We start from the raw sequence: 12,829 nt of genomic DNA, 5'->3' as shown, positions 1-12,829 counted from the left end.
TCGCATCAAGGGCTAACCATCGCGTCGAGACGAGAGTGACTTCTGACTGTAGTTCGTGTACGCTCCAGTCGGATCACCGTGTTCACGCAGATGATTAACGACCAGACTGACTCCTGACATCGGCAGCCCGGTTAACTTATTCAGGACGCGCTGCACTGCATTGCGGTTGGTTTTACCGGTTGCAATCACAAGCAGAACTTCATCGACTTCAGCAGTAAGGAAGTTGGCATCCGTTACGCCAAACAGATGGGGTGTATCGTAAATGACCAGGTCAAAAGCAGAGCGGAATTTTTCCATTAGCTGCTTCATCTGATCCGAGCCGAGCAGCCTTGCTGACCCCGGCATCATCGAGCCAGCCGTCAACACATACAGATTCTCAGCCAGGGGCGATCGTTGAATGACTTCATCTGCGCTGACATTGCTCGTAAGCAAATCACTCAGCCCTTTTGCATTTCGCAGATCCAGACGGCTTTGAACCTGAGGCTGACGCAGGTTAGTGTCTACAAGCAAAACTCGCTGCCCCGCACCCGCTGCCGTTTGTGCCAGATAAAGGGCAATCGTCGTTTTGCCGTCTCCAGCCTCCGCAGAAGACACCATCAAGGCGCGAATTGGCGGTTCCGCTAAGCGAATGTTGGAATACAGATCGCTAAACGATTCACGGAACGCTGCGGTTTCCAGGCGGCTGTCTTCCACATCTCCTGATGCGCCAAACGCTGTCGGAAAATCAAGGGACTGCTTTGCCCCTCTGGAAAAGGGAATGACGCCTGTGGTCGGCAGCTTGATCGTGTCTTGGATGTCCTCGATCGTGTAAAACACATTGCGATACCGCTCCAGCATCAGTGCCAGAAGTGTCCCCAGCAGTAGCCCTGCCCCCACGCCTGCAATGACCAGATTGGCGGCTCTCGAAGGTCCAGGAACTGGATTTCCCTCTGCATCCCGAGGAATCGTTGGCTCAGATACCATCTCCCAGGGAATTTCGGTTTGTGCCGCTTCAACTCGCAGAGTTTCTCGCTGGGTCAACAGACGATCGAGCGTTTGCGTTGCGATTTCCAGGTCCCGTGTCAGGTCGTTGTACTGGCGGGCGATCGCTGGAAATTGCTGAATCCGTCCCCTAAACTGATTCGTGGCTTGATTAATCTCCCGACTGCGGGCTTCTAGCATCTGAATCTGGTTACCCGCTGTTACCATCTGTTCGATTAGTCCGAGCCGAATCGAGTTTTGGAATGCCAGCACTTGAGGGTTGCCACCCGATCCATTCTGTCCTGCTGCCCGTCCAACAATCCGCTGTGCCTGCTGATTCATCAAACTAGCCAGGTTCGCTTCCCGCTGCCTGAGGGAGAGCAACACAGGGCTTTGGTCGCTAAACCGGGCAGACTCAACCGCAATCTGGCTTTGAATTTCCTGTAGAGCCGTTTGAAGTGCCCGGTAGTTCGGGTCTTCACTGAGGGCAGAAGCCGCGATCGCCTCCTGCGGGCTAAGCTGGAGCTGCCGCTGGAGATTGGAATAGAGCGTTCTTTGCTCCTGGAGCTCGCGATCGGTTTCTAAGCGCAGACTGGTAATGTTATTGACCTGCTCAGAGAGCTGGCCTCCCTGTATTTCAGGATTAATTAAGTTGTACTGCTGCTGAAGTCGCTGAAGCTGATCCTGGACACTTCTAACCCGCTGTTGCAGTTCGGGAAGCTGATCCTCAATAAACTTGATCCCTTCTCCAAATCGGCTCTTGCGATCTTCGAGACTGTACTGCAAGAAACGATCGGCAGTGACTTTCAAAACTTCCTGCACCAGCCCTGGATCGTTTCCTTCAAACGTGATTTTGATGATACGGGTGGCATCGGGAGATTCTTCTGAAACTAGCCGCTCAACGACTAATCCTTCTCGCAGGTTGACATAGCTAAAGTCGGGATACTGAGATTTGACCTGCTGCACGATCGAGTTCAGCATTTCTGGGTTTTGCAGAATCTCGATCTGAGTGGCATAGTCTAGTGTAAACACATCCCGCCCCGGAACTCCGCCTTCGGTTCGCGTCACAGTTAGCGGATCGGCAATCCGAGCTTCGTTTGTGACTGGCTCGACTAGAAGCTGAAAGTCTCCCTCATAGGTCAGGGGGATTTTCATGGCTTGAAAGATCGCCAGGGCAGTGGTTGCCGTTGCCACTCCTGCAATTAGCAGAGCCTGCCGCTGAATCGTTCGACCGAGGGCACGCAGATTCAAGCCTCGGTTAGGAGAGACATCGGCTTCGTCTAGGTCGCTAGACGGGAGTGGGGCAATTGGTCTGCCTCTCATACTGGGGGCTAAGGATTGAACTGTTTGCTCTATTTCCATATTGACCTCTTTATAAGCTCAAGTGACCCACCCTAATCAGGAATGATTGGTGTTTCAGGCAACATTAAACACAGTTAAATGCGTGGACTACAGTCGGTAGATTGCCGGATATCAGAAGAACACTGACTTAACTTTTAAGCTTTAAGCATCGAAGAAAAAACACTGGGGAATGGATTCAGCAAGCTTTAAAGGCATTAGTTGTTGTTATCAAAGTCGTCGTCATCGTCGTCGTCATCATCAGAGTCGTTGTTATCATCCCCAATTGTTGTGATCGTATCCACAATGTTAAAGATGCTCCCAACTGCCCCCAGCACTCCAGAGAAGGGAGCTAAGACAGCACTGAGAAAATCCCCAGTCCTTGCCAGCCCAGAACGGCTAACCACGATTGTGTCGTATTCCCGCAAGGAGGGATTGGTTTGCTCATTCACTCCTGCTGCCAGATCGACTTCTACGGTGCGTCGGGTAGCAGTGCCATTGGGGTTGAGGCGAATGAGTTCTACGCGGCTGCGTCTGGCACGTCTAGACTCAAATCCACCTGCTGCCAGGAGTGCCTGATTAAGCGGGGTATTGGGTGGCACTGCAACCACTCCGGGTGCTCCCACTTCACCCACGACGTTGACTTGAATCGTGGCTGGAGAAAGGTTTGCTATCCCCTGAGTCAAGAGTTCCTCGTTGCTGAGCGCAGTTGCAGTGGGAATATAAACAATGTCTCGATCGCGTAGCCGCACGTCCTGATTAAGATTGCCACTTTTTACCAGATCCCAGAGGTTTGCGTCGATAATTTCGATCGCACCATCGGGCTGGGGACGGCGAATCTGCACTTGCCGGAGGTCCGCAGACTGAGTAATTCCGCCTGCCGCTTGAATTGCCTGAGAGAGCGTGGGCCACTCATTTCCAGTAGAGGTGCCCGCTGCTGCATCACCAGCGAGAGTAGCATTTGTGACGCTGCCTGGATTAATGGCGTAGGCACCGGGGCGTTTGACTTCACCTGCAACGCTAATTTGAAGGGTGCGAACCGCTGCCAGATTGACTGAAACAAGGGGGTTGTTGATATAAGCTGCATAGGCTCTTGAGATTGCAGCCGTCGCTTGGTCGAGGCTGAGTCCCTGAACCCGTAAGGTTCCTGCCCAAGGAAGCCGAATCGTTCCGTCGATCGAGACGGTGTGACGACCTGCCTCGCCACTTAACTCTGGCACATCAAAAATATCAATCTGAATTTGGTCTCCAGGCCCAAGCAAGTAGGCATTTTCAAACGGAGCGGCTGTGAGTGGAGGTGGAATAATCGTTCGATTGGGTTGAGGCAGCGCACCAGGAGGAGACTGGGGCAGGGCTGGAGCCGGAGTGGTTTGCGTTAGCCCACCCGTTGCTTCCGCTGCATCTTCGGAAGAGGACTGTTCTGGAGCGGTTTGGGCAGCAGCCGGAGTGGTCGGGGCGGGTTCAGTCGGAGCAGTTTGAGCGAGAACAGGAAACGTTGCTGCGGTCGTCCATGCCGTCAGGCTAAGCAGGAGCGTTGCGATCGAGCGACGGAACCCCTCCTTGCGAGAATGCTGGTAAAGCAGAGATGAATAAGATGAAATTACTAAAAACTGACCCTGATTCGGGTGTCGCTGGGCAGGCGAATTAGTATTCAGCGAGGCTTTCATATTTCTACTAGGAACCTAATTAAGTAGTAAGGAAGCACAACCAGAACTAGAACAAAAACCTGAATGAGCCTGGCGAGATATCGATGCAATCCCTGTTATTTCTGTGTACCGAGCATTTAGGGAATGGCAAGCCTGCGATCGGTAAGTGGTAGCGAAACACTGTCTGAATTATTCCATCCAAGCTACCACAAGTTACTAGAAGCACAGCCAAAAAAAGCCCATATCGCCCCGGTTTTTACCAATTTAAAATCATTCTTTTCCAAAACTTTGTAATTGCGACAATGGTACTGAACAAGCTTTTACAGTTCACTGGGGTAATTGTGACTACTGTGGTAGGAGAATAACGGATAGGAGCAGTTTTTCTGCTCTCACAACTTGATTTCACTGCTGTTTTTACTGCGTCAGGAAGATTATGTCTGCGACAACTCAGGCCTCGTTCCAAGCCTCTGGTTCATCCGACTGCGCTATCCGCCTCGCAGTTATAGTTCTCAACTACCGCACGGCAGATTTAACAATCAGCTGTTTGGAATCACTAGTGTCAGAAGTAGAGACACTGCCTGGTACTCAGGTGTATGTAGTTGATGGCTGTTCAAACGATGGCTCAGTAGAGAAAATCTCAGCCGCGATTGCCGACGCGCAGTGGAACTGGGTGACATTCCTGCCGCTTGAGCAGAATCGGGGCTATGCAGCGGGCAACAATGCCGCAGTCCGCCAAATTCTTGCAGGGGAAACGCCGCCTGACTACATTTTGCTGTTGAATCCCGACACGATCGTGCGACCGCAAGCGCTAGCAACGCTGGTCGAATTTATGGATCGCCATCCTGAAGCGGGAATTGCAGGCAGTCGACTAGAAGAGCTAGACGGAACCCCTCAGCGATCAGCGTTTCGCTTTCCCACGGTTTTGAGTGAGCTGGATGATGGGCTGCGGCTGGGCATTATTTCAAAGCTGCTTGCGCCCTGGACGGTTGCCCCACCCGTCCCGGAAGGTGAATGCCAGGTCGGCTGGGTTGCTGGAGCCAGCATGATTGTGCGGCGATCGGTCTGGGAAAGTGTCGGGCTAATGGACGAGGACTATTTTCTCTATTACGAGGAGGTTGATTTCTGTTTGGCAGTTCAGCGGGCGGGATGGTCTTGCTGGTATGTGCCCCAGAGCCGAGTTGTTCATTTTGTAGGGCAAAGCTCTGGTGTCACCGATACGAAAATTGCCCCTAAACGTCGCCCGACCTACTGGTTTGACTCGCGGCGACGATTTTTCACTAAAAACTACGGCTGGTGGTATGCCGTTCTTGCTGAATTGGTGTGGGCAGTGAGCTTTGTACTGTGGCGAGTGCGACGGGTAATTCAGCGCAAGACAGATACAGACCCGCCCCATCTACTCGTAGACTTTATTCGAAATAGCGTTCTGGTCAAAACGATGACGGAATTCTTGAAAGCAGGCTTACCTGATATAAATAATTCTCAGTCCAGTCCAGCCGATAGTCCGATGGTCAGTTCCACGGATAGCCCGGTTGCTTCGCAGTTCCCTAGGCAGGGAATCCCCGAACTCGCTGAGCCCGAATTAAGTCTCTGGCAGCAGATTCGGGAGGACTGGGAAGCCCACGGGCGCGACTGGACGAAACCGGGATTTCGAGCGGTGGCAGTGCAGCGGTTTGGCGTTTGGCGCATGAAGATTCAGCCGAAGCTTTTGCGTGCCCCGTTCAGTATTTTGTATCGATCGCTTTATCGCAAAGTTCGCAACACCTACGGCATTGATTTGCCCTTCACCGTCAAGCTGGGTCGTCGGGTTGTTGTGGAACATCAGAGCGGCATTATCGTCCACGGTTACAGCACAATTGGGGATGACAGCATTATCCGTCAGGGGGTGACGCTGGGAAATCGCTACCTCGATCGCCCGTTTGATGCCCCAAAGCTTGGCAAACGCGTCAATGTGGGAGCCGGAGCAAAACTCCTGGGCAATGTGGAAATTGGGGATGATGCCAACATTGGCGCCAATGCCGTTGTTTTATCCGACATTCCTGCTGGACGAACTGCGGTGGGAATTCCCGCCAAACTGCTGCCCATCAAACCTGCTAGCGAAGCTCCTGCACCCGAACCGTCTTAATTAACGTCCCCCTTTCCTTCTTCACTCATCCACTCCCCAGTCACTCGCCTCCCTACCCGCTATAGAGCAGACTGAGTTTGCAAAACAGCGAGCTGTTGACGAATTTGATTCGCCGCGTCGCTGTTTCCTGCTTTCTCGTAGAGATCGGCAGCTTGCTGATAGTTAGAAATGGCTAACGACAAATTACCTTGAGCATAGGCAACTTCAGCGCAATCGAGATAGGGGGCAGGCTGATTTGGCTCAATTTGAATGGCTTCGGAAAGTGCGGTTGCGGCTTCCTCAAGTTTGCCTTCTGAGAACAAGCGAACCCCTCTGGAATACGCCTGATCAAAGGGGGTCGCAGGTTTGACGCTGATTGTGTAGCTGCCGCCCTGCCCACTAAAAGAACGCGCAAGCACCTTGTACTGCCCATTTTCGGGAAGTGTGACCACGAGTGAGGAATTGAGGCTGCGAGCATAATCATCATTTGCTGCAATTTCTCGACCGCTAGGGTCAAGTAACGTAAGGTAGGTGTCAAATTCGCCGCTATTAAGCGAAATCGTTACGATTTGACCTGCCTCTCCGGAAAAAAGATGCTCTTGCTGCATCGGTTGAAGCGAACCCTGCTCTTGAAGCACAGACTGTACCTGAGCCATTTCCTTCGGAGTCGCGCTCTGCGCTAATCGCGGCAGGAAGCCGATCGATCCACCCGTAAGAACGATCGCGCTTATCAGCAAACTCAAGGAATTCATTTCGAATCGGTTGAGCTTTAGAAATTGGATCTGGCAGGACGAATTAAAACGACAAATCATGAACTCACTCCTCGAAATTAGGTTGTTTAGTCCAGCTTCTGTACAAGGCTGGATATATCTGTGAATATCAGCAAGAGCTGCGATTCAGCCCGTGCAATACGCTACCATCCCATTCAGGCACGGCAATCGATAATCCTGACAGTTTGCTGGACAGTTTTTTGTTGGGCACTTTATTATTGGGCACTTTTATTGAGAATAGTTTGGGTCACAGTCATGCCTTTCTCAACATTCCATCCGATCAAAGTGTTGATTTACTGATTCAGTACCGTCGTACTACGATAAGCAGCAGAGCTAGAGCAGCAGGCGATGCCTTAACGAGGATGCGGATATGCGTAAGGTAGAGTGGCAAGTTCAGGCAACGGCTGATTTACCCAGTGAATTTCTGGAAGCAGTGCAGCAGGCAGCAAGAAAAGCTTTAGCCGATGAAATGCTTCAAGCACATCGAGCAGCCCAGCTTCTCTGGCAGCGCGGCGTTCGATCGCTGCAGCAGATTGATGGTTACCTGAATCCAAATCAGTATCAGCCCATCAGTCCGTTTGCATTTGGGCAAGAGATGAGCTGGGCAGTCGAGCGCTTAGTTCAGGCAAGGCAAAACGCAGAGAAGGTTACCATTTGGGGAGATTTTGACGCAGACGGAATTACAGCAACGGCAGTGTTGTGGGAAGGACTAGGACAGTTTTTCTTGCCTGAGCAATTGACTTATGTGATTCCAAATCGGCTGACCGAATCCCACGGTTTATCGATCGGCGGTATAAATGGGCTAATTGCAGCAGGCTATCGGTTAATCGTCACCTGCGACACAGGCAGCACCAATTTATCTGAGCTGGAATACGCCCAGCAGCAGGGCATCGAAGTCATCATTACCGATCACCACACGCTGCCTGCACTGCGTCCTCCTGTCGTCGCGATGATTAACCCGCGCACCTTGCCTGCAACCCATCCGCTTGCCCATTTATCCGGCGTTGCGGTGGCATACAAACTCATTGAAGCTCTGTATGAAACTTTGCCGGATGTACCGACTCGTCTGCTCACAGATTTGCTCGATCTGGTGGCAATCGGTTTAATTGCCGATCTGGTGAATCTTACGGGCGACTGTCGCTATTTGGCACAGCGGGGCATCGAGCAGCTTCAAAAGCAGCGCAATCCCAAAACTGCTTCTCGTCCGGGGGTTGCCTGTTTGTTGGAACTGTGTCAGCGCAATGGCGATCGTCCTACGGATATTTCCTTTGGTTTGGGTCCGCGCATTAATGCGATCAGTCGGATTCGGGGGGATGCCCGGTTTGGGGTGGAGTTGTTGACTTGTCGGGAGATCGATCGCTGTCGGGAACTGGCGCAAGAAACCGAGCTTGCCAATACGCGGCGTAAATCTTTGCAAAAAGACGTGGTGCAGCAGATCCAGGCAAGGTTAACGGAGATTGATTTGTCTACCACAAGCGTCATTGTGCTGGCAGACTCTCAGTGGTCGGTGGGTGTTTTGGGACTGGTGGCAGGACAAATCGCTCAGGAAACGAATCGCCCCACAATTTTGCTGACTTATGACGAAACAGAAGCAAGCCTAATCGCGAGAGGTTCAGCCCGATCGACCCACAACCTTGACCTGTACGCGCTGTTTCAAACTCAGGCTCATTTGATTCAGCACTTTGGCGGACATCCCCTTGCCGCTGGGTTAACGCTGCCTTTGGAAAATCTGCCGCTCTTTACCGAAGCCATTAATCGTCAGGTTCGTCAGCAGCAAGCCAGTTTATCTGCTCCAACGCCTAGCGCAGATCTGACGGTGACGATCGCCGAATTGGGCAAAGACCTGTTTCGTGAACTGAAGCTGCTCGAACCCTACGGCATGGGAAATCCAGTTCCCCGGCTACTGATTCAAAACTGCTGGTTTCGCAATGTTCGCAATGCCAATATCAAAGATCTGCGCGGGCGGAAAGTTCGCTATATCAAAACCGAGTTTGAAATTTGGGATAAGACTATCTCTCAAGGATTTCCTGGAGTCTGGTGGGGACACTATCGCGACGAGATTCCAAGCGTTCCTTGTGACGCGATCGTTGAACTGGACTTTAACGCCTACCGCAAACAGTACGAAGTGCGTCTGGTCAATTTGCAAACCACTCGTAGCGTGACTCCTCAAGCAGAAAATTTCAGCATCGATTGGATTATTGATTGCCGAGATTCTGCCGGTTTACCCCTTCATTTCACTCGAAATGCAATGCAGAGCAGTTCTCCCCGGAGCGTAATCGAAGATGCAATTCAGCTCACGACCTGTCCGGCAAGCTGGGATGAACTTAGACAGTGGCTGCGGCAGGCACAGCAAACCCAACGATCGCTGATCCTGGCATATCCCCCTCCAAACGAAAATGCGCCGATCGATCACTGGCAACAGCTGGTGGGTGTAGCAAAATACCTCAGCCGCACGAGAATCTCATCTTCGCAGGAGCAAATTGCTCAGCAGCTTAATATCAGCATTCGATCGCTAGAAATCGGGCTGCTTCTACTGAAGCGATATGGATTTGAAGTGGATCGAGTAGGTGAGCAACTGTCTTTTTCCTATCCGTTCGAGTCATGTAAAACTGAACCGTCTGAATTAAGGCTAAGCGTGACTGAAGAAGGTTCCCTTTCAGGGATTCAGCCGTTTTTAGATGCCGTTCAGGAGGAGCAGTTTCAGCGGCAGTATTTCCATCAAGTTCCGCTTTCGTTGATTCAAGCGATCGTTATGAATCGCAATTTCGGCACGGATTTGGTGTGACGATGGGATGACGATAGGATTTTGATTGGCTCAGAGTAAATCTGGAGTGAATGGAGAGCCTATCTTCCAAACCTGCCTTTAATCCCCCTTGTCACCGCACTCATTGTCACCGCACTTGCTGCCACCACACTAAACACCCCGGCTCGTTCCATCGCCTCATTGCCCTCGATCCGGCGAACTTCCAAGGCTAAGCATTGAGATAATTCTATGTTTGTGCAATGCGTATTTTGATAGATTCCTGAGCATTCGCCGAAATCTGGATCGATCGGCAGAAATTTTGACGCTACCCATAGATAGACCTCTATGCGGTAAGTCCCCCTTCGGAGTGACGGTTTGCCGCCTTTAGTTTTGTACCTGCGAACGATTCTCAAGTCCTATGCTGGTTTGTTAGTTTCATTACTAACTTTTCTGACGCAGAGTGCAGTCGCTGATTGCAGACTGAAGCTCGTCAGATTACCAGGGTTCTTTAGCAAGAAGCCCGGCAGTTTGTTTGCGTCTTGTTCTAAACCATCTCTGAAATTAACTAAAAGTCTACTGAGTGAGGTCAGTCATGTTCAACCCAACCCATCTGCTTATCTCCCGCACCCGCCAAACTCCTATCCAGTTGATCGCTTGTGAAAACGGCTGCAAACTGCTGACCGAGCCTGAATACCAGAAAGGTAGCGAACCCGCATTTGAGCTTCGTCCGCGTCAGGGATTCTTCTGTCAGGGAATTTCGGTAGTGGGTTTTCGTCTGGAGCCAATTGCCGTGGCGCCGATCGCTGAGCCTGTAGAAGCCCCTTCCGAGGAAGTTGCAGAGGCAAACTAAGCAGAAGCAAATTCATTAACAAGCTCCTTTAAAATGCTTCCTCGCTGTCCAAATCGTCGGCTAAATCTTCTGCTTGTTCTGGCTGCGCTCTGGCATAAACAACCATCCAGGTTAATGGGTAGCTGCGGGTTCCCAAGGTTGAATGGCTCACATAACCGTCGCTGCCCTGAATCCGCTCTAATTGCCAAATGGCTTTTAGCTCCGAGGCAGTTAGTTTGGAATGAGCTTTCAGAATAATTCGATCGCCCACGCGAGGAATTGAGCGACCGGCGTAAAGCGGTTCAGACGGTTGATTCGCAATGTCCAAGTTTGGCTGACCTGTTCCAGTTCCGGTCAATTGAATTTGAACAGAGGAATAGGAATCTTGGGTTAGATCTAAATCTTGGCCGAGATCCTCGATTTCGTCGTCTAGTTCTGTCTCTAAGTCTGTTTCAGATTCTTCCGTTTCAGATTCCTGCTCGGACTTCTGGAAATTAGCGGCTCCGATCGATGCAGCCTTTTTAGAAAGAGCGGGCGGATTGCGAAGCTGCCAGAGTTTTTGCTTCAGAGTCTCTGGAGTGGCTTCCCAGACCTGCCGCTTTTGTGTTTCGGTCAATGCCTGAAGCTGGGAAAGCTCTTCAGTTGTTTCCATCACTGCCAGCATGTCCAGCACGGTCTGAAGCTCAGATGGGTTTAACCGCTCATCCGCTACCCGATCAAGACGATCTTCATTGAGGCTATCTTCAGGCGTGAAATCGGACTCCGGCATCGTCCGTGGAGTAGTGATCATGGTAAGAATCGATCGCCGCAGAAGAACAAGGGTACTCTTCCATCTTGGTCGATCGATTTCGCTTTGTGGAGCGGGAATTTACAAACTTGAACCATCGCCCTTCAGTTCAAGCATTCCCAATCAAAGCATTAGTGAATCGGGTGTTTCCAGCGTTGTAGCCAATCTGCGCCTGTGTTTCCCGTTGTCACCCACAATACAGCTCTGGCTGCGTCGCGTACCACTTTTTCAATCGGCTCATTCGCTTCGTGGCTGGGAACGGCGATCGGCTTAAAATCAATGCCGCGACTGCCCAGAATAATTTCACCAATTACCTGAGCGCGACGCATGTGGTAATCCGACGTGATCAGGTAAACGCTGGTAATGCCCTGTGCCTTGAGCATATCGACGAGCGTGGTGAAGTTTGTTACCGTATCGACTGCCTGATAGTCCAAATGGACGCGATCGGCGGGAATGCCTGCTTCTGAAAAGACCCATTCGGCGTATTCAGGATTGCTGCCGGAAGATACCCAGATTTGCAAATGAGGATGGGTTTGGGCAAATTCAGCGGCAAACTCTTCTCGCTCGGTTGCGCCACCCAATACCAGCACGGCTTGAGGCTTCTGCCATAAGCTTTCCACTTGCTGATAGCCAAACCCCACTGCGCCCAACAGCGTCACACCCAATATCATTTGCCTGAACGCTCGTCCCCACCCTGATCGCTGGGAAGACCGCTTTTTGCCCAAAACTGCCTGTCGCAATGTCATAAAACCAAACGGAAGAATCGGCAACCTGAACGTCAGCCCAAAGACCCTGAGCTTTGTACATGCAATAGCTTATCCCACCTGTGCAAAATGGAAACACGAAAAAAGGACAGAATTAATGTCCGCCTGTAGGGTGAACCTCATCCGGCGCGGGAATCTCCTCAAATGCCACAATTACGACCGTAATGTTGTCCCGTCCGCCTCGCTCTTTAGCCGCACTCACTAGCGTTGCCGCCGCTCGATCGCAGGCTCGAATCGTTTTCAGGTGAAAAGCAATCAGGTGGTCAGGCAGTTCTTCAGTAAGTCCATCGCTGCATAGTAGGAGGCGATCGTTCGATTGCAGTTCAAACGACTGCACATCAATTTGCCCTACGTCTTCTCGTCCCAGACAGCGCGACAGAATATGCCGCCAGGGATGCAGCCTTGCTTGATCAGGAGTCAGGTCGCCCAGTTTGGTTGCCCGTGCCACCCAGGTATGGTCTTCCGTGATTTGATGCAGCTTTGCCCCGCGCAGGCGATAAAGCCGAGAATCGCCAATATGAGCGCACCAAGACTCCTGATCGCGAAACAGAACAACTACTACGGTTGTGCCCATATCCGCTCGCTCAGGGTGCTTGACCTGATCTTGAAGAATGGCGCGATTTGCCTGTAAAAAAGCCTGTTCGAGCAGAGCGGCCGAGGAGTCGTCGGAATCCCAGTATTCGTTCAGATAAGCTTGAATCGATTCGGTGGCAATATGGCTAGCTTCCTGCCCGCCCGCGTGTCCGCCCATCCCGTCTGCCACGATAAAAAAGCGACCCTGTGGGTCAAGATAATAGTCATCCTGGTTAACAGAACGAAGCAACCCCGGATCAGTCAGACCCGTAAACAAGGGTTTCATGGTGGAAGCCAATGGCATGGGCAGCAGAATGA

At 51.5% G+C, this 12,829-nt stretch carries 10 protein-coding genes and 1 pseudogene; 4 read left to right on the top strand and 7 right to left on the bottom strand.

Annotated features, from left to right (window positions below; translation table 11 throughout):
* Window positions 1-12: 12 nt before the first annotated feature.
* Window positions 13-2,283, bottom strand: a complete 2,271-nt coding sequence (locus NDA02_RS18710; protein WP_190794563.1) for a tyrosine-protein kinase domain-containing protein — start codon at window positions 2,281-2,283, stop codon at window positions 13-15.
* 233 nt (window positions 2,284-2,516) lie between these two features.
* Window positions 2,517-3,965 carry a polysaccharide biosynthesis/export family protein gene (locus tag NDA02_RS18705; protein ID WP_190794564.1) on the bottom strand — a complete coding sequence of 483 codons (1,449 nt, stop codon included), beginning with the start codon at window positions 3,963-3,965 and terminating at the stop codon, window positions 2,517-2,519.
* 412 nt (window positions 3,966-4,377) lie between these two features.
* Here NDA02_RS18705 and NDA02_RS18700 point away from each other — a divergent pair.
* Together NDA02_RS18700 and NDA02_RS18695 are read left to right on the top strand one after the other, a co-directional pair.
* Window positions 4,378-5,265: pseudogene (locus NDA02_RS18700) on the top strand (glycosyltransferase family 2 protein); the annotation flags it as partial.
* A gap of 183 nt (window positions 5,266-5,448) precedes the next feature.
* Entirely contained in the window at window positions 5,449-6,066 is a 618-nt protein-coding gene (locus tag NDA02_RS18695) for a serine acetyltransferase (RefSeq protein ID WP_190794570.1), read from the top strand.
* Window positions 6,067-6,125: 59 nt separating this feature from the next.
* On the opposite strand, the gene NDA02_RS18690 is transcribed toward NDA02_RS18695, so the two are convergent.
* Window positions 6,126-6,797, bottom strand: coding sequence for a tetratricopeptide repeat protein (locus NDA02_RS18690; RefSeq protein ID WP_206755117.1), 672 nt, complete (start codon window positions 6,795-6,797; stop codon window positions 6,126-6,128).
* 388 nt (window positions 6,798-7,185) lie between these two features.
* On the opposite strand from NDA02_RS18690, the gene recJ reads away from it, so the two are divergent.
* On the top strand, window positions 7,186-9,600 hold the full coding sequence (recJ, locus tag NDA02_RS18685) for a single-stranded-DNA-specific exonuclease RecJ (protein ID WP_348255636.1): 2,415 nt from the start codon (window positions 7,186-7,188) through the stop codon (window positions 9,598-9,600).
* 59 nt (window positions 9,601-9,659) lie between these two features.
* Here recJ and NDA02_RS18680 read toward each other — a convergent pair whose 3' ends face one another.
* The gene (locus NDA02_RS18680; RefSeq protein WP_277879274.1) at window positions 9,660-9,785 is read right to left on the bottom strand and encodes a hypothetical protein; all 126 of its coding nucleotides are present in this window, start codon (window positions 9,783-9,785) and stop codon (window positions 9,660-9,662) included.
* Between the two features lie 365 nt (window positions 9,786-10,150).
* On the opposite strand from NDA02_RS18680, the gene NDA02_RS18675 reads away from it, so the two are divergent.
* Window positions 10,151-10,408 (top strand): hypothetical protein, encoded by a 258-nt coding sequence (locus tag NDA02_RS18675; RefSeq protein ID WP_190794567.1) that lies wholly within the window; start codon window positions 10,151-10,153, stop codon window positions 10,406-10,408.
* A gap of 28 nt (window positions 10,409-10,436) precedes the next feature.
* On the opposite strand, the gene NDA02_RS18670 is transcribed toward NDA02_RS18675, so the two are convergent.
* From NDA02_RS18670 to NDA02_RS18660, 3 genes are all read right to left on the bottom strand, one after another.
* Window positions 10,437-11,177, bottom strand: a complete 741-nt coding sequence (locus NDA02_RS18670; protein ID WP_190794568.1) for a hypothetical protein — start codon at window positions 11,175-11,177, stop codon at window positions 10,437-10,439.
* A 128-nt stretch (window positions 11,178-11,305) separates the two neighbouring features.
* Window positions 11,306-11,920 carry a YdcF family protein gene (locus tag NDA02_RS18665; protein ID WP_190794569.1) on the bottom strand — a complete coding sequence of 205 codons (615 nt, stop codon included), beginning with the start codon at window positions 11,918-11,920 and terminating at the stop codon, window positions 11,306-11,308.
* A 112-nt stretch (window positions 11,921-12,032) separates the two neighbouring features.
* A complete protein-coding gene (locus NDA02_RS18660) occupies window positions 12,033-12,797 on the bottom strand; it encodes a protein phosphatase 2C domain-containing protein (protein WP_190794571.1) in 765 nt (254 codons plus the stop codon).
* Between the last annotated feature and the right edge of the window lie 32 nt (window positions 12,798-12,829).

This window comes from Leptolyngbya sp. ST-U4 (assembly GCF_039962215.1).
GTDB lineage: Bacteria > Cyanobacteriota > Cyanobacteriia > Elainellales > Elainellaceae > Leptolyngbya_A.
The sequence above is the reverse complement of the archived record's forward strand: the minus strand, read 5'-3'. Positions and strand labels throughout refer to the sequence as shown.

Excerpts from the sequence above, each read along its gene's own strand:
- NDA02_RS18690 (WP_206755117.1), bottom strand. The coding sequence starts at position 6,797 with ATGAATTCCTTGAGTTTGCTGATAAGCGCGATCGTTCTTACGGGTGGA.
- NDA02_RS18695 (WP_190794570.1), top strand. The coding sequence starts at position 5,449 with ATGGTCAGTTCCACGGATAGCCCGGTTGCTTCGCAGTTCCCTAGGCAG.
- NDA02_RS18705 (WP_190794564.1), bottom strand. The coding sequence starts at position 3,965 with ATGAAAGCCTCGCTGAATACTAATTCGCCTGCCCAGCGACACCCGAAT.
- NDA02_RS18660 (WP_190794571.1), bottom strand. The coding sequence starts at position 12,797 with ATGAAACCCTTGTTTACGGGTCTGACTGATCCGGGGTTGCTTCGTTCT.
- NDA02_RS18710 (WP_190794563.1), bottom strand. The coding sequence starts at position 2,283 with ATGAGAGGCAGACCAATTGCCCCACTCCCGTCTAGCGACCTAGACGAA.
- NDA02_RS18670 (WP_190794568.1), bottom strand. The coding sequence starts at position 11,177 with ATGATCACTACTCCACGGACGATGCCGGAGTCCGATTTCACGCCTGAA.
- recJ (WP_348255636.1), top strand. The coding sequence starts at position 7,186 with ATGCGTAAGGTAGAGTGGCAAGTTCAGGCAACGGCTGATTTACCCAGT.
- NDA02_RS18675 (WP_190794567.1), top strand. The coding sequence starts at position 10,151 with ATGTTCAACCCAACCCATCTGCTTATCTCCCGCACCCGCCAAACTCCT.
- NDA02_RS18665 (WP_190794569.1), bottom strand. The coding sequence starts at position 11,920 with ATGACATTGCGACAGGCAGTTTTGGGCAAAAAGCGGTCTTCCCAGCGA.